The sequence below is a fragment of the Alcaligenes aquatilis genome (assembly GCF_003076515.1).
GTDB lineage: Bacteria > Pseudomonadota > Gammaproteobacteria > Burkholderiales > Burkholderiaceae_B > Alcaligenes > Alcaligenes aquatilis.
Genome location: NZ_CP022390.1, coordinates 2,115,561 through 2,131,774 on the forward strand (window position 1 = coordinate 2,115,561; position 16,214 = coordinate 2,131,774).

General features: G+C 56.1%; 13 protein-coding genes. 4 read left to right on the forward strand and 9 right to left on the reverse strand.

Features of this window, described 5'->3' with window-relative positions; translation table 11 throughout:
* Window positions 1-3: 3 nt before the first annotated feature.
* The gene (gene polA / locus CA948_RS09735) at window positions 4-2,721 is read right to left on the reverse strand and encodes a DNA polymerase I (protein ID WP_108727904.1); all 2,718 of its coding nucleotides are present in this window, start codon (window positions 2,719-2,721) and stop codon (window positions 4-6) included.
* Here polA and CA948_RS09740 point away from each other — a divergent pair.
* The 4 genes from CA948_RS09740 (at window position 2,720) to hisM (ending at window position 5,692) form a co-directional block, all read left to right on the forward strand.
* A complete protein-coding gene (locus CA948_RS09740; protein ID WP_094195996.1) occupies window positions 2,720-3,388 on the forward strand; it encodes an LOG family protein in 669 nt (222 codons plus the stop codon). The two genes, polA and CA948_RS09740, sit on opposite strands and share 2 nt — an antisense overlap.
* 102 nt (window positions 3,389-3,490) lie before the next feature.
* Window positions 3,491-4,285, forward strand: a complete 795-nt coding sequence (locus CA948_RS09745) for an ABC transporter substrate-binding protein (RefSeq protein WP_094195995.1) — start codon at window positions 3,491-3,493, stop codon at window positions 4,283-4,285.
* A 16-nt stretch (window positions 4,286-4,301) separates the two neighbouring features.
* A complete protein-coding gene (locus CA948_RS09750; RefSeq protein ID WP_042484236.1) occupies window positions 4,302-4,991 on the forward strand; it encodes an ABC transporter permease in 690 nt (229 codons plus the stop codon).
* Window positions 4,991-5,692: a histidine ABC transporter permease HisM gene (gene hisM, locus CA948_RS09755; protein WP_094195994.1), complete on the forward strand. Its 702-nt coding sequence runs from the start codon at window positions 4,991-4,993 to the stop codon at window positions 5,690-5,692. The genes CA948_RS09750 and hisM overlap by 1 nt, the downstream gene beginning before the upstream one ends.
* Before the next feature lie 75 nt (window positions 5,693-5,767).
* Here hisM and CA948_RS09760 read toward each other — a convergent pair whose 3' ends face one another.
* From CA948_RS09760 to rimP, 8 genes are all read right to left on the reverse strand, one after another.
* The gene (locus tag CA948_RS09760) at window positions 5,768-6,226 is read right to left on the reverse strand and encodes a DUF1641 domain-containing protein (protein WP_203226718.1); all 459 of its coding nucleotides are present in this window, start codon (window positions 6,224-6,226) and stop codon (window positions 5,768-5,770) included.
* A 14-nt stretch (window positions 6,227-6,240) separates the two neighbouring features.
* Window positions 6,241-7,431 (reverse strand): NAD(P)/FAD-dependent oxidoreductase, encoded by a 1,191-nt coding sequence (locus tag CA948_RS09765; protein WP_094195993.1) that lies wholly within the window; start codon window positions 7,429-7,431, stop codon window positions 6,241-6,243.
* A gap of 364 nt (window positions 7,432-7,795) precedes the next feature.
* Complete coding sequence (gene typA, locus CA948_RS09770) at window positions 7,796-9,613, reverse strand: translational GTPase TypA (protein WP_094195992.1); 1,818 nt, start codon at window positions 9,611-9,613, stop codon at window positions 7,796-7,798.
* A 3-nt stretch (window positions 9,614-9,616) separates the two neighbouring features.
* Window positions 9,617-10,369 (reverse strand): tRNA pseudouridine(55) synthase TruB, encoded by a 753-nt coding sequence (truB, locus tag CA948_RS09775; RefSeq protein ID WP_022983561.1) that lies wholly within the window; start codon window positions 10,367-10,369, stop codon window positions 9,617-9,619.
* Between the two features lie 33 nt (window positions 10,370-10,402).
* Window positions 10,403-10,816, reverse strand: a complete 414-nt coding sequence (rbfA, locus tag CA948_RS09780; protein ID WP_094195991.1) for a 30S ribosome-binding factor RbfA — start codon at window positions 10,814-10,816, stop codon at window positions 10,403-10,405.
* Between the two features lie 3 nt (window positions 10,817-10,819).
* Window positions 10,820-13,876: a translation initiation factor IF-2 gene (gene infB, locus CA948_RS09785; RefSeq protein ID WP_108727905.1), complete on the reverse strand. Its 3,057-nt coding sequence runs from the start codon at window positions 13,874-13,876 to the stop codon at window positions 10,820-10,822.
* A gap of 67 nt (window positions 13,877-13,943) precedes the next feature.
* The gene (nusA, locus tag CA948_RS09790) at window positions 13,944-15,428 is read right to left on the reverse strand and encodes a transcription termination factor NusA (RefSeq protein ID WP_108727906.1); all 1,485 of its coding nucleotides are present in this window, start codon (window positions 15,426-15,428) and stop codon (window positions 13,944-13,946) included.
* Complete coding sequence (rimP, locus tag CA948_RS09795) at window positions 15,425-15,916, reverse strand: ribosome maturation factor RimP (protein WP_094195988.1); 492 nt, start codon at window positions 15,914-15,916, stop codon at window positions 15,425-15,427. Before rimP ends, nusA begins: the two co-directional genes overlap by 4 nt.
* Window positions 15,917-16,214: the final 298 nt, after the last annotated feature.

Consider the following 16,214-nt stretch of genomic DNA (forward strand, 5'->3'; position numbering starts at 1 on the left):
CCTTTAGTGCGCCTGTTCCCAGCTATCGCCCACCCCCACCTCGGCAACCAGTGGGACATCCAGCTTGGCCACATTGCACATCAGGCCAGGCAGGTTTTCACGCAAAATATCCAGCTCGTCCTCAGGTACATCGAATACCAGTTCGTCATGGACCTGCATCACCATCTGCGTGCGCAGGCCCTTTTCTTCCAGCCAACGCTGCACAGCCACCATGGCCATCTTGATCAGGTCAGCCGACGTGCCCTGCATCGGTGCATTAATGGCGGCACGCTCTGCACCGGCCATGCGCGGCCCTTTTGCACCTTTCAGTTCCGGCAGCCATAGGCGGCGACCAAACACGGTTTCCACATAACCTTGCTCATGAGCCTGGGCTTTGATGCGAGTCATATAGCTGGCCACGCCAGGATAGCGAGCGAAGTAGCGATCAATATAAGCACGGGCAGCATCACGGGTAATGCCCAGGTTGCTGGCCAGACCAAACTCACCCATGCCGTAGATCAGACCAAAGTTAATCGCCTTGGCGGCACGGCGCTGGTCAGAGCTAACATCTTTGGCATCCACACCAAAAATCTCGGCAGCGGTCGCTGTGTGCACGTCCCCACCCTGCTCAAAGACCTGCTGCAAATTGGCGTCACCCGATACATGCGCCATCACACGCAATTCGATCTGGGAATAGTCAGCCGAGACCACTTTGCCCAACTCGGACACGAAGGCGGCACGAACACGACGCCCTTCTGCCGTACGCACCGGAATGTTCTGCAAGTTAGGATCGGAGGAGGCCAGACGCCCGGTTATCACGGCAGCCTGTGCATAACGGGTATGCACACGGCCACTGTCCGGATTCACCATTTTGGGCAGCTTGTCCGTATAAGTGGACTTGAGCTTGGCCAGACCACGGTACTCCAGCAGCACCTGCGGCAAGGGGTAATCCTGAGCCAAGCGGGTCAAGACGTCCTCGTCAGTAGACGGAGCACCACTGGCCGTTTTACGAACCACCGGAATACCGAGCTTGCCGAACAGAATCTCGCCCACTTGCTTGGGGGAGTTCATGTTGAAAGGCTGGTCGGCCAACTCGTAAGCCTTGTTTTCCAGCTCCAGCATTTTTTGGCCCAGCTCGTGGCTTTGACGCGCCAGGGTAGGCACATCAATCTTGACGCCATTGCGCTCCACAATCGTCAGCACATCCGAAGCCTGCACTTCCAGCAAATAAATACGCTCCAGACCTTCTTGCTTGGCCACTTGAGGACGCAGGCACTGATGCAAACGCAAGGTGTAGTCCGCATCTTCACAGGCATAGTGAGACGCAACAGGGATGTCCACCTCGTCAAAACCGATCTGCTTGGCACCCTTGCCGCAAATATCCTCGTAAGACGTGCCTTTCAAACCCAGCCATTGCAAGGCCAGCTCATCCATGCTGACGCGCTTGTGCGACTGCAAGACATACGCCTGCAACATGGTGTCCTCGCGGATACCGCGCAAGCTGACTTTTTCATTGAGCAGGACATGCGTATCGTATTTGGCATTGTGCAGGACCTTGGCCGCCTCTGCGTTTTCCAGCCAGGGACGTAGAGTTTCCAGCACATCGTCTTTATCCAACTGCTCTACATCCAGCGAACCACGGTGAGCGACCGGCACATAAAAAGCCTGGCCCGCCTTGACCGACACCGACAAGCCCACCAAACGCGCCATCAAAGGGTCCAAGGACGTGGTTTCCGTATCCAGCGCCACCAGCTCGGCCTTCTCCAGTAGGCTTAGCAAGGACTGCAATTGCTCTTTCGTCGTGACGGTCTGATAATCCAGCTCAGCGGGTGCCGCAGGCGTTTCAGCCTGGACGCGGGCATCCTGGGCAGGCACGCGCTTGGGATCATCCGTCAATTCACGCAACCAGCTGCGGAAACCATAGGTTTCATAGATATCCTGCAACACAGGATTGTCACGGGGCTCCGGCTCCAGCGCACCGAAGTCACCCGTAAAACCAGGCACCTCACAATCGAGCTTGACCGTCACCAGCTTGCGCGTCATTTCAAAGTTAGCGCTGAAATCGCGCAGATTCTGGCCAGCCACACCCTTGATTTTGTCGGCATGCTGCAACAACTCATCCAGGCTGCCATATTCACCTAACCACTTGGCGGCTGTCTTGGGGCCCACCTTGGGTACGCCCGGAATATTGTCCGAAGTGTCGCCAATCAGCATCAAATAATCGATAATCTGATCTGGGCGTACTCCGTACTTATTGGTGACCCCTTCTATATCCAGCTTTTCGTTACTCATGGTGTTGACCAGCTGCACATGCTCATTGACCAGCTGGGCCAAGTCCTTATCTCCGGTAGAGACCACCGTCTCGATACCGTTTTCGGCCGCCAGACGAGAAAGTGTGCCGATGATATCGTCAGCCTCCACGCCGGACTGACAAATCAGATGCCAGCCCATGGCGCGTACCGCTTTGTGAATAGGCTCTATTTGCTCCGCCATATCTTCGGGCATGGAGGGCCGGTTAGCCTTGTATTGATCGTACAGATCGTCCCGGAAGGTGCGGCCCTTGGCATCGAAAACGCATACCATATAGTCGGCCTGATAATCCTGTAGCAGGCGGCGCAACATATTGATGACCCCGTACAAGGCGCCTGTAGGCTGGCCTTGCGCGTTTCGCAGATCAGGCATCGCATGGTACGCTCGGTACAGATAGCTGGAACCATCAACGAGCAACAAGGTTTTTTTCATGTCTAACAATAAAATCGTCCGTTTACCGGCCTCTGAGCAGATTCCTACCATCATGAAGGAGCTGCAAACTGCGGTCGATACATTAAAAGAAATGGGTGCTGGCGTAAGTGTTTTCGGCAGCGCACGCATCAAACCCGGCCATCCTTACTACGAACTGGCCCAGAAACTGGGCCGTCGGCTGGCCGAAGCGGGCGTCACCCTGATTGCGGGCGGCGGCCCTGGCCTGATGGAAGCCGCCAATAAAGGCGCATACGAAGCAGGCGGGCAAAGTGTTGGCCTGAATATACGCTTGCCCCACGAAACCACCAACAATCCTTACCAGACGCACAGTCTTCAGTTCGAATACTTCTACTCGCGCAAGGCGACCTTTTTCATGCACAGCTGGGCCTACATTGCCCTGCCTGGCGGCTTTGGCACCCTGGACGAGCTGTTTGAAGTCATGACCCTGGTTCAAACAGGCAAAGTCCCACCCGCCCCCATTGTACTGATCGGCACTTCCTTTTGGTCCGGCCTGATCGACTGGATTGGTGAGCATTTAATGGAGATGGGGCTGATTGGCCCCAAAGACCTGAATTTACTGGTCCTGACCGACGATTTGGACGAGGTCATGGGCTACATCAACCAATGCTGCGTGCTGCCTAGGGCGGAACCCGCATTGCCCCAGTAAGGCGTACGGGTTAAATTTGCAGTCTTTCTTCGGCCCTCCATCAGCAGGGCCGAATTTGTATTGAATGCCACAAGCTAGTCGATATTTGCCGGAGTCCTTCACATGAACAAAATGCTTGCCCGCCTCCTGATGGTGGCTTTTTGCAGTGCTTTAGTACCCGCTGCCGCTCACGCAGACGAACCATCCGAAATCCGTTTTGCCACGGAAGCGGGCTATCCCCCTTTCGAGTTTCTGGACCCCAGTGGCGAGCTGCAAGGCTTTGATATCGATATCGGCAACGAAATCTGTAAACGCCTGCAGGCCAAGTGCGTGTGGATCGACCAGTCTTTTGACAGCTTGATCCCCGGCCTGCAAGCCCGCAAGTTCGATCTGGCCAACTCCACCATGACAGCTACTGAGGCGCGCGCCAGGGTCATCGACTTTAGCGAGCCCATGTACATCGTGCCGGTGCGCCTGGCCGCACGCAAAGGCAGCGGCCTGGAGCCCACCGCCGAATCCCTGAAAGGCAAGCGTGTGGGCGTGCAGCAAGGCACCACCATGGAAACCTATGCGCGCCAGAACTGGGCCAATAACGGTGTCACCATTGTGGCTTACCCCAGCTATACCGATGCCTTCAATGACCTGGCCGGCGGCCGGGTTGACGCCACTTTCCAGGAAGCCCAGAACGCCATCGAAGGCTTTTTGAGCAAACCGGCCGGCGCCGATTTTGAGCTGACCGGCAGTACCGTGGACGACAGCCCCATTTTGAACGAACCCATTGCCATGGGCATTCGTAAAGGCAACAAAAAACTCAAAAAAACCATTGATGAAGTTCTGCGCGAAATGAAGGCCGATGGCACCATGCAGACCTTTGCCGACAAATACTTCCAAAAAGAAAACATTCGCATTGCGCCCTGACCTGGATACCTGAACCATGTTGCTTTACGGTTATGGGCCACAGTTGCTGGTCGGCACCTGGGAAACCATCAAACTGGCTGTGCTCTCGCTGCTGGTTTCCCTGGTACTCGGTCTGGTCGCTGCCCTGATGAAACTGTCTCGCGCTTCGCTGCTGCGTTGGGTGGGCGGTTTGTATACCACCTTGATTCGGGGCGTCCCGGACCTGGTGCTCTTGATGTTGTTCTTTTTCAGCCTGCAAATCTGGTTGAACGAACTGACAGACTGGCTGGAATGGGACATGATCGAGATCGATCCCTTCGGTGCCGGTGTGGTCACCCTGGGCTTTATTTATGGTGCCTACTTTGCCGAGACCTTTCGCGGTGCCCTGATGGCCATCCCCAAAGGCCAGATGGAGGCGGGCAAGGCCTGTGGCTGGAGCGCCTGGCAAGTTCTGCACCGCATCCAGATCCCGCAAATGATGCGCTACGCGCTGCCCGGACTGGGCAATAACTGGCAAATCCTGCTCAAATCCACCGCACTGGTGTCCTTGATCGGCCTGAGCGATGTGGTCAAGATTGCCCAAAACGCGGGGAACGCGACCTTCAATTCCTTCTTGTTTGTGGGTATCACCGCCCTGATCTATCTGGGCCTGACCGCTGTGAGCAATATCGGGCTGGGCTACCTGGAACGACGCTACAACATTGGCGTGAAAGGAGCGCAGTTCTAATGGATGTTCTGAACGAATTCTGGCGCGCCTATCTGTACCAAAGCAATGGTCAGCTCTCGGGCCTGGCCATGACCCTGTGGCTGCTGGTGATTTCAGTCGTGATCGGCTTTTTCCTGTCGATTTTCATGGCTATTGGCCGCGTTTCCGGCAAAGCCTGGCTGTCGCGCCCTATCGGTGCCTTCACTTATTTTTTCCGTGGTACGCCCTTGTATGTGCAGATCCTGCTGATCTACACCGCCATGTACAAGCTGGCCATTGTCAAATCGGTGCCTGCACTGGAAGCTTTCTTCATGAGCGGCTTTAACTGCATGATTCTGGCGCTGACCTTGAATACAGTCGGCTACACCACCGAAATTTTTGCCGGTGCCATCCGCTCCATGCCTTCTGGTGAAGTCGAGTCGGCCCGTGCCTATGGCATGTCCGGCTGGACCTTGTACCGCCGCGTGATCTTGCCGCAAGCCCTGCGTCGTGTCCTGCCGGCTTACAGCAATGAAGTGGTCCTGATGCTGCATGCCACCTCACTGGCCTTTACCGCCACGGTTCCCGACCTGCTCAAGATCGCGCGTGATGCCAATGCAGCCACCTATCAGACCTTCACCTCCTACGGGATTGCCGCATTGATTTACCTGTGCGTGTCTTTCATTTTGGTGGGTGCCTTCCGGATTGTGGAAAAGCGCCAAATGGCGTTCTTGAATCACTAAACGCTGAGGTGCTGAGCAAAAAAATGGGCCGCTTGCAAAAGCGGCCCATTTTTCTTTAGCGACACAAGCGCCCTGTCAATCGCCCGTATGATCCAGGTTCTGATAGCGCATCTGACGTCCCATCACACCGGCCATCATCAAAAAGAAAGTCAGACCGCGACGCACTTCTGGCTCCTTGGCCAGGCGTATCAGGCCCATCAGAGTCGGGGTCGTCTCCGTGGCTCGCACTTGATCCGCAGCCATACGGGCCGCGTTTCCAACTGACCAGGCGGCTCCTACGCCCTCCTCAAAGCCCTTCATGAGCTTCTCAAGCATATAGTCGTCCGTCATGTCCACCAGATCGGCCAGCAGGGACACGGCATCCACCACCCGATTCAAACGACCACCAGCCAATAAGGGTTCTATCTTGCCGATCAACTCATCCAGGCCCTTGATGCCCGGATCCTCTCCAAGCAGGCTTTCCAGGGCAGAGGGGGACTTCTGAGCCGCACCCGCATCGCCGGGGTTCAAGGATTTATCCGATACCGAATTCATCTGTCTCTCCTGACTTAGACCAAGCCACGGGCCACGGCCCAGTAAATACCCCGATTAAAGCCCTTGCGCAGCAGGCCACCCAGCTTGGTGGGCGGCGTAGGATGCACATCCTCCTTGTAGTCATACCAGAGCGGCATCCCCCCCTCCAGACCCATTTGGGCTACCGCCACCACACGGCCGTCGTATTCGTCACAAGTACGCCCGAATCGCAGCTCGGAGGCCAGATTATTGACCACCACAGGCGACTGGTTGTGACATGAGCCACCTGCTTTACTGATGGGCAGGTCCACCGTGTCACCCAGCACGTACACATTGTCCAGGCCCAGCACCTTCATGGTTTGATGATCGGTGGGGACCCAGCCCTCGTTGTCGGCGGCTTGAGAGATCCCCGAATCACGAACCGCTGCAACTGCCGTAATTGGCGGTGTTGCCATCAAAAGGTCAAATGGCTCTTCTGCCCCTTCCTCGGAATACGCAATCTTGCGTTCAGGGTCCACTCGGCTCAAGGTAAAACCACGTTGATGCTTGATATCCCTATCCTCAAAAATTGGCGGTAAGACCTGGCAAACCTCGTTCTGCATGAACAGGCAATTACGCAGGAGCTGGGAGGTGGTGGGATAGGTATAGGCAATCTCCACCTTGTCCCGTACGCCACGACGACGCAGGTATTCATCCAGCATCAAGGTAGTTTCTACCGGCGCGATGCCGCACTGATGCGGAACATTATGGGTTTTGGGGAAGGTGACAGTAACCAGCACGCGGCCTTTCTCCAGCCTGCTCAGACGGTCAGCCAACTGACGGGCAGGGGCGTGCTGATAGAAATGATCACCGCCCTCTTTCAGGCCCTCGATTTTTTCCGGTGATGGCACGCAACCCGTAGACAGCACCAGATAGTCGTAATCGATCTTCTTACCGCTGGCGCAGTGCAAACGGCTGGCTGAGAAATCAAAGCCACTGACCTCCTCCAGCTGGAAATCAATTTCAGGGCGTAAAAGGGAAATTTGCGGTCGCCGCAGCTCGTCCCGGAAAAAGGCATCAAAAGCCACATACATAAAAGCGGGCTTGTAATAATGCCAGGGGGAATTGGACAACAGGGTAACGCGGACTTTGCCCGAACGAATTTCCGGGTATAGCTTGGTCACCAGATGATTGGCGGTCATCGTACCGCCAATACCACCACCTACAATCACAATATGCTGCACCATCAGTATTCTCCTTAATGGGGGGAAACTGTGAAGCGCACCCTGATTCACAAAAAAATCAAGCAAAAACAGGATGGTACACAGCAATCACTGAGACTATGCAAAGCGAGCTTGGTAATGTGTCCAGCCAATTTGTATCAAATAAGTATTAAGCAAAAATTAAAACGGCCGTTTCTTTTTTGATGAGTTATCCAATCAAATTTATTTATCTCACACCCTTTGCCGATTTAAAAAACAAGCTGGGGCGATTATGCATACACCCCAGCCTCTTAATAACTTTCTCACATATGGCCCAACCCTGCCAATATAGAATAAAAAAAACGCCTGCATCAAGCAGGCGTTTTCTCCTATCGCAAAACCCGAAGAATTAACTTTCGCGTTGACTGCGACGACGCTCGTGTTCTTTCAGGTAACGCTTGCGCAGGCGAATGGACTTGGGAGTCACTTCAACCAGCTCATCGTCATCCAGGAAGTCCACGGCGTATTCCAGGCTCAAGCGGATAGGTGGAACCAGATCAATGTGCTCGTCCTTGCCGGAAGCACGCACGTTGGTCAGTTTCTTTTCCTTGATGGGGTTAACCACCAGGTCGTTGTCGCGGCTGTGAATACCAATGATCATGCCTTCGTACAGGGCATCACCGGGAGACACAAACATGCGACCGCGATCCTGCAGTTTCCACAAGGCGTAGGCCACGGCATCACCGTCGTCCTGGCTGATCAGCACGCCGTTACGACGCTCGCCAACCGCGCCTTCACGCATGGGGCGGAACTCGTCAAAGGTGTGGCTCATCAGGCCAGTACCACGTGTCAGCGTCATGAACTCGCCCTGGAAGCCAATCAGGCCACGAGCGGGAATACGGTACTCCAGACGGGTACGACCACGGCCATCGGCAACCATATCCTGCAAGTCACCACGACGGCGACCCAGCTCTTCCATCACGCCACCTTGGTGGCCGTCTTCGACGTCCACGGTCAGTTGCTCGTAGGGCTCCATCTTGACGCCGTTTTCTTCACGAATCAGCACGCGTGGACGCGATACGGCCATTTCGTAGCCTTCACGACGCATGTTTTCGATCAGAATGGTCAGGTGCAACTCACCACGACCGCACACTTCAAACACGGTATCGTCGTCGGTTTCGTTAACGCGCAGCGCCACGTTGGATTTCAGCTCGCGATCCAGACGGTCGCGCAGCTGACGGCTGGTCACGAACTTGCCTTCACGGCCAGCCAATGGCGAGGTGTTCACCATGAAATTCATGGTCAGGGTAGGCTCGTCAATGCGCAGCAAAGGCAAGGCGTCCTGGTGAGCAGGATCGGTTACCGTGCAACCAATGCCCAACTCTTCAATACCGTTGATCAGCACGATGTCACCGGCTTCGGCTTCATCTACCGACACACGCTCCAGACCCTTGAACTTCAGAACCTGGTTGATGCGGCCCTTGATGACTTCACCATCAGGACCAAATTTCACGACTACATCCTGAGCAGCGCGCACGCGGCCACGGTTCACACGGCCTACACCGATCTTGCCCACGTAGGAGCTGTAATCCAGGGAACAGATCTGCAGTTGCAGGGGTGCGTTGACGTCGTCTTCACGTTGGGGCACGTGTTCCAAAATAGCGTCGAACAAAGGACGCATATCGCCTTCGCGCACGTCTTCGGTCAAACCGGCGTAGCCCGACAGACCCGATGCGTAAATGATGGGGAAGTCCAACTGTTCGTCGGTAGCGCCCAATTTGTCGAACAGATCAAAGGTGGCGTTGATCGCGAAGTCAGGACGGGCGCCAGGGCGGTCAACTTTGTTGACCACCACAATCGGACGCAAACCCAGTTCCAGCGCTTTACGAGTCACGAAACGGGTTTGAGGCATAGGGCCTTCCACCGCGTCCACCAGCAACAGCACGCCATCAACCATGGACAGCACGCGCTCGACCTCACCACCGAAGTCAGCGTGACCGGGGGTGTCGATAATGTTGATGTGGGTGCCTTCGTATTCGACGGCACAGTTCTTCGCCAGAATGGTAATACCGCGTTCTTTCTCGATATCGCCCGAGTCCATGACACGTTCGGAGATATGTTCGTTGTCACGGAACGTACCTGCCTGTCTCAACAATTGATCGACCAGGGTGGTCTTCCCGTGGTCAACGTGGGCAATAATGGCCACATTGCGCAATGCGCGTCTCATAACTCATCCTTCTGATTGAAGTTTTTTGGGCAAAATCTCGGTAGGCAAGCTCTCGATGGCCAGCAAGGCCGACATCGGGTCTTCCATCGCCTGCAACCCATCCAGGGTGTAGGCGTCGTCGATATGAAAAGGTCCTAATTCTGTCCGGCGCAAGGCCGTCAGATGGGCAAAACACCCCAGAGCACGTCCAATGTCTTGCGCCAGGGTCCGGATATAGGTTCCCTTGCTGCAACGTACAAACAAACGCGCCGATTGCGGCGTAAAGTCTTGCACCTGCAAATCGTGAATCACGAGATGTCGTGCCTCACGTTCCAGCTCTATACCCTGACGGGCATATTCATACAGGGGCTTGCCATCGCGCTTGAGCGCGGAATACATGGGCGGCACCTGCGTAATGGGTCCTCGGAAAGCAGGCAATACTGCTTCCAGCGCCTCGAGGGTGACGCCGGCAAAATCTGCCGGAGCCTGAGACACCACATTGCCGGTCAAGTCGCCTGAATCGGTTTCTTGTCCAAACTGCAAGGTAGCTTCATAGGCTTTGTCTGCTTCCAGCATCGTGGCAGAAATTTTGGTAGCCCGGCCAAAACAGCAAACCAGCAGACCCGTCGCAAACGGGTCCAAGGTTCCGGTATGGCCAGCTTTGCGGGCATCCAGAGTGCGGCGGGCACGCTGCAAAGCGTGGTTGCTGGACATTCCGTCGGACTTGTCCAGTAGCAGCACACCATCAATCAACTGCCCGCGTTTTCGCGTAGCCATTGTGTGTCAATCCGTGAAGAAACAACAGCCGCGTCAGGGCTGTTCGTCTGGTTCGTCCGACTTGGACGCGGAGCCAGTCAATTGGCTATCGGCCTGGTTGGCGCTGTCGATGAGCTTGGAGAGCTCCATGCCGCGTTCCAACTGTCGGTCGTGATGAAAATGCAAAGTTGGAACGGTATGGATGTGCAGCAGCTTGAACAGCAGCGAGTGCAACCAACCGGCCTTCTCGGTCAAAGCAGCCTGAGCGACTTCGGGCTCGGCGCCCAGCACCGAGTAATACACTTTGGCGTGTGCGTAGTCAGGAGACAGCTCCACGCCGGTCAAGGTAATCAAACCAGCGCGGGTCATGTCGATCTCGCGCTGGATCAGGACCGCCAGATCCTTCTGGATCTGGTCGGCCAGGCGCAGGTTGCGCCCTGGGTTTGGTTTGGACTTGTGTCGTGCCATAAATTACAGTGTCCGGGCGATCTCTTTGATCTCGAAGATCTCAAGCTGGTCGCCCACTTGGATGTCGTTGTTGCCACGCAGTGTGATACCGCAATCGAAGCCGGAACGCACTTCCTTGACATCGTCCTTGAAGCGGCGCAGGGAATCCAGGTAGCCACTCCAATGCACCACGTTGTTGCGCAGCAAGCGAACTTGCGAGTCGCGACGGACCACGCCTTCGGTAACCATACACCCGGCGATGTTACCAATACGTGACACGTTGTAGACTTCGCGAATTTCAACCATGCCGATGACTTCTTCGCGCTGCTCGGGAGCCAGCATGCCGGACAGAGCCGCTTTGACCTCGTCCACCGCATCGTAAATGATGTTGTAGTAACGCAGATCAATGCCGTTGGCTTCGGCCAGTTTTTTGGCGCTTTGCTCGGCACGGACGTTAAAGCCGATTACCACCGCGTTCGATGCAATAGCCAGGTTGACGTCGCTCTCGGAGATGCCACCCACAGCCGCGTGTACCACCACCACGCGCACTTCGTCGGTAGACAACTTGACCAGCGACTGCACCAGAGCTTCTTGCGAACCTTGCACGTCGGTTTTGATGATCAGCGACAGGGTTTGCGTACCTTCACCCAGGTTGTCGAACATGGACTCCAGCTTGGCGGCCTGTTGACGCGACAGTTTCACATCACGGAACTTGCCTTGACGGAACAGGGCGATCTCACGGGCCTTACGCTCGTCAGCCATCACAACCAGTTCGTCACCCGCTGCTGGCACTTCGGTCAGACCCTGGATTTCCACTGGAATCGATGGGCCAGCCGAGTTCAGCGACTTGCCGGTTTCGTTCAACATGGCGCGAACGCGACCAAAGGAAGCGCCAACCAGTACGCTGTCACCGCGGTTCAAGGTACCGCTTTGCACCAGAATGGTGGCCACTGGACCGCGACCCTTGTCCAGACGGGCCTCGATCACTGTACCCTTGGCAGGCGCATCAATCGGAGCCTTCAACTCCAGCATTTCCGCTTGCAACAGGACGTTTTCCAGCAACTCGTCGATGCCCTGGCCGCTCTTGGCCGACACAGGAATAAAGGGCACATCGCCACCGTATTCTTCGGGCACCACTTCCTCGGCTACCAGCTCTTGCTTGACGCGCTCTGGGTTAGCTTCGGGCTTGTCGATCTTGTTGATCGCCACCACCAGTGGCACGCCAGCGGCGCGAGCGTGGTGAATGGCTTCACGAGTCTGAGGCATCACGCCGTCATCTGCAGCCACCACCAAAATCACGATGTCCGTAGCCTTGGTACCGCGAGCACGCATGGCCGTAAAGGCTTCGTGACCGGGGGTATCCAGGAAAGTGGCGGTGCCGCGATCCGTTTTCACGTTGTAAGCACCGATGTGCTGCGTAATACCACCGGCTTCGCCCGACGCGATCTTGGCGCGACGGATGTAGTCCAGCAGCGACGTTTTACCGTGGTCAACGTGACCCATCACGGTTACCACTGGAGCACGAGGCTTCAGTTCAGCATCGTTTTGGGCATCCGTATCCACCAGGAAGGCTTCAGGATCGTCCAGCTTGGCGGCAATGGCCTTGTGACCCAGCTCTTCGACCAAAATCATGGCCGTTTCCTGATCCAGCACCTGGTTGATGGTGACCATCTGACCCAGTTTCATCAGGTGCTTGATCACCTCGGCTGCCTTGACGGCCATACGGTGAGCCAGGTCGCTGACCGAAATGGTTTCAGGCACGTGTACTTCACGGGCAATGAATTCTGCCACTTGTGGTTCGCGACGCTCGGCCTGAGCATTGCGGCCACCACGGCCACCCTTGCCACGGCCTGCCTTGGCGTTGGCTTTCCAGCCTTCACGACCACCACCGGCACCGGCGGAGGCCACATCAGCCTTGGAAGGCTGCTTCTTGCGGCTGGCATCGCTGGTCCAGCCAGGCGTACTGTCAGTCTTGACGGGTTTGCCTGGAACCTTCTCAGCCTTGGCGCCTTTGACCTCTTTTTTCTGAGCGCCCTTGGCACCTGCCTTGCTGTCAGCCTCTGGCTCGGGAGCACGCAAGACTTTACGAGGACGGTTCAACATATCGCGCAACGCAGCGGCTTCCGCCTCTGCTGCCTTACGGGCGCGATCACGATCCTGGTCTTGCTCCACATCGGCGGCAACAGGAGGAATCACCGGGCCACGCACGGCACGGCGCTGGCTATTGGTGGCCATATCCCGAGGTTTTCCAGTCGAAGTGGGCGTTTTTGTCCCTTGAGGGTGCTGATTTTTATTCACAGAGTTAGCTTGACGGGCGTCGTTCACAGATTTAGTAGGTTCCACAGGCTTTTCTTGGGCCGTAGGAGAGGGAGCCGATTCGACCCTTTCCTGAACAGGCTCTGCAGCGGCTTCGGAGGGTTCCGATGCCGCAGGGGCGTGTTCCTGAGGCTGGGGCTCGGGTTGGCTTGGGTTTTCCTGCGCAGCCACAACGGGCTCTGCAGGAGCAGCAGGTTCGGGCGCGGGCTCAACAACAGGAGTCGGCTCAGGAGCGGCGACCACCTCGGGCTCAGGCTCTGGCTTGGGCTCAGGCTTGGACTCAACAGGGGCTTGCTCTTGCACAGGAGTCTCGGGAGCGGCGGCCACAGGAGCCACGGGCTCGCTGACAGGCGCGGCGGGCGCCTGTTCAACAGCCGGCTTTTCCTGACTGGCCGCTTGGGCCTGAGCAGCTTGCTCCTTTGCATTTTCCTGTGCCAATGCCGCATTGGCTTCTGCCACCAGCTCGGAGGGATCACGCTTTACAAACACACGTTTTTTGCGTGTTTCCACCTGAATCGTGCGGGAACGACCCGACCCGTCATCCTGACGGATCTCCGATGTTTGACGACGAGTCAGGGTGATCTTCTGACCTTCCTGACTGCCGTGCGAGCGGCGCAACGATTCAAGCAGCTTCGCCTTATCCGAATCAGTGATGGCGTCATCAACTGATTTGAGCTCAATACCTGCGCTACGCAACTGCTCCAGCAGAACATTCGCAGGCATTTTCAGTTCTTGAGCGAACTGGGCGACAGTGTTACTCGACATTCGACTCTCTCTTGCTTTACTACAACTATTCTTAATGAATACAACGCGCGGGACCTAGCTAGACATATCAGGCCTCGTCGTCAAACCAGTGGGCACGGGCACGCATGATCAGGTCGCTGGCTGCATCTTGCGCCAGGCCGGTCATCTCGGACAGTTCATCCGTTGCCAGTTCCGCCAGTTCATCCAGCGTTGTAATCTCGTTTTCAGCCAGTACGGCGATCAGCTCGGGCGTCATGCCCTCGATTCCTGCCAGTTCCTTGACCGCGGTCTGTACCAATTCTTCCTTGGCAATGGCCTCGCTCAGCAGTGCATTGCGGGCGCGGGCACGCAGCTCGTTGACGGTTTCCTCGTCAAAGGCCTCGATATCCTGCAATTCCTGCATAGGCACGTAAGCGATTTCCTCCAAACCGGTAAACCCTTCGTCGATCAGAATATCGGCCACGGCTTCGTCCACATCCAGACGGGACATGAACATGGCGCGCAATTCTTCGCGCTCTTCGTCCTGTCGGTTGCGGCTTTCTTCCGGTGTCATGATGTTGATCTGCCAGCCGGTCAACTCCGATGCCAGACGCACGTTCTGACCACGCGAACCAATCGCCTTGGGCAGATTTTCTTCGTCTACCACCACGTCCATGGCGTGTTTGTCTTCGTCCACCAAAATGGATTCGACATGTGCCGGGGCCAAGGCACCGATCACAAACTCGGCCGGATCATCGGCCCACAACACGATATCGACCTGTTCGCCGCCCAGCTCGTTACGCACGGCAGTAACGCGCGAACCTCGCATGCCCACGCAAGTACCGATAGGATCGATACGCTTGTCGTAAGCAATAACGGCGATCTTGGCACGCACACCCGCATCACGGGCAGCGGCCTTGATTTCCAGCAGACCCTGTTCGATCTCGGGTACTTCGTTCTCGAACAGTTCTTTAATAAAGTCAGGAGCGGTACGCGACAAGATGACCTGTTGGCCACGAGCGGCGTAATCCACTTTCTGTACCCAGGCACGAACGCGATCGCCCACACGGATATTTTCCTTGGGGATCATTTCCGAACGAGGCAAACGCGCCTCGATCTTGCCCATTTCGATAATGGCATCGCCCTTATCCATGCGCTTGACCGTACCGGAAACAATCGTTTCACCGCGCTCCAGGAAGTCGTTCAGAACCTGCTCGCGCTCGGCGTCGCGGATTTTTTGCAAAATGGCCTGTTTGGCCGCCTGGGCACCGATACGACCGAACTCGATAGGTTCGAGCGGCTCTTCGATGTAATCGTCCACTTGCAGCTCGGGATCGATTTCCTGGGCGTCCGACAACATTTCCTGTTTATCGGGCTCTTGCAGGCCGGCCTCGTCGGGCACGACCAACCAACGCCGGAACCCTTCGTGGGCGCCGGTCTCCCTGTCGATTTCCACACGGATATCGACATCCTCTTTGAAGCGCTTTTTCATGGCCGAGGCCAGGGCGCTTTCGAGCGCGGTGAACACGACATCACGCGCTACGGATTTTTCACGCGCCAGCGCATCGACCAGCAATAGAATTTCGCGACTCATCGCTTCTTACCCTTGAAATCAAGAACGGGATCCAATTTGGCACGATCCACCTGGTCATAGGTGAATTCGACCTGCGTCAGCTTGCCCGATGCTTCGTCCAGTTCCAGCCTAAAAACGGTATCCAGCGGAACACTAGTCGGTAGCGCCCCTTCAGGAGCGTGGAGCGTACCCACAAACACTTTCCGATTATCGAGTGCTTCGTGCAGGCGCACCTGCACCCGACTGCCCGCAAAACGCACGTAATCACCAATGCGCAGCAAGGGGCGATCTATCCCCGGCGAAGTCACTTCCATGCGGTTATAGTCCACGTTTTCCACTTCGAAAACGCGCGATAATTGTTTAGACACCCATTCACAGTGTTCGATACGCACCCCTTCCGGGTGATCAATGACGATGCGTAACAAGCCTAGCGGCGCACGCTCCACGTCCACCAGTTCGTACTCGGTACCCGCCAGGGTCTCTTGTGCCAAAGCCAGAATGTCTGCCATAAAATCCAAAAAAAATGGGCTGTACGCCAGCCCATGGTCACCATGCTCACTTGAGGGTCAAGCGGGCCCTGGTCTTGCGCATTGCCAACGTCAAACTCGGGATAGTTGCAGGCGCAACCGAACCGGATGATCCACGCGGTCTTTTCTTTGAAAGACCGCCCTATTCGCTGGCGCGCAGCATCAAAAAAGACCCAGCCGACACAAACGTCTCTGAGCCAAGTTCTATATTCTACCAGAAAACCGGAAAATACGTGCATTCACACGGCCTTACAGGCCCAAACCGCAGGGTTTGGGCCAC

Coding starts and splice junctions, on each gene's coding strand:
- CA948_RS09740 (WP_094195996.1), top strand. CDS start 2,720: ATGTCTAACAATAAAATCGTCCGTTTACCGGCCTCTGAGCAGATTCCT.
- polA (WP_108727904.1), bottom strand. CDS start 2,721: ATGAAAAAAACCTTGTTGCTCGTTGATGGTTCCAGCTATCTGTACCGA.
- CA948_RS09745 (WP_094195995.1), top strand. CDS start 3,491: ATGAACAAAATGCTTGCCCGCCTCCTGATGGTGGCTTTTTGCAGTGCT.
- CA948_RS09750 (WP_042484236.1), top strand. CDS start 4,302: ATGTTGCTTTACGGTTATGGGCCACAGTTGCTGGTCGGCACCTGGGAA.
- hisM (WP_094195994.1), top strand. CDS start 4,991: ATGGATGTTCTGAACGAATTCTGGCGCGCCTATCTGTACCAAAGCAAT.
- CA948_RS09760 (WP_203226718.1), bottom strand. CDS start 6,226: ATGAATTCGGTATCGGATAAATCCTTGAACCCCGGCGATGCGGGTGCG.
- CA948_RS09765 (WP_094195993.1), bottom strand. CDS start 7,431: ATGGTGCAGCATATTGTGATTGTAGGTGGTGGTATTGGCGGTACGATG.
- typA (WP_094195992.1), bottom strand. CDS start 9,613: ATGAGACGCGCATTGCGCAATGTGGCCATTATTGCCCACGTTGACCAC.
- truB (WP_022983561.1), bottom strand. CDS start 10,369: ATGGCTACGCGAAAACGCGGGCAGTTGATTGATGGTGTGCTGCTACTG.
- rbfA (WP_094195991.1), bottom strand. CDS start 10,816: ATGGCACGACACAAGTCCAAACCAAACCCAGGGCGCAACCTGCGCCTG.
- infB (WP_108727905.1), bottom strand. CDS start 13,876: ATGTCGAGTAACACTGTCGCCCAGTTCGCTCAAGAACTGAAAATGCCT.
- nusA (WP_108727906.1), bottom strand. CDS start 15,428: ATGAGTCGCGAAATTCTATTGCTGGTCGATGCGCTGGCGCGTGAAAAA.
- rimP (WP_094195988.1), bottom strand. CDS start 15,916: ATGGCAGACATTCTGGCTTTGGCACAAGAGACCCTGGCGGGTACCGAG.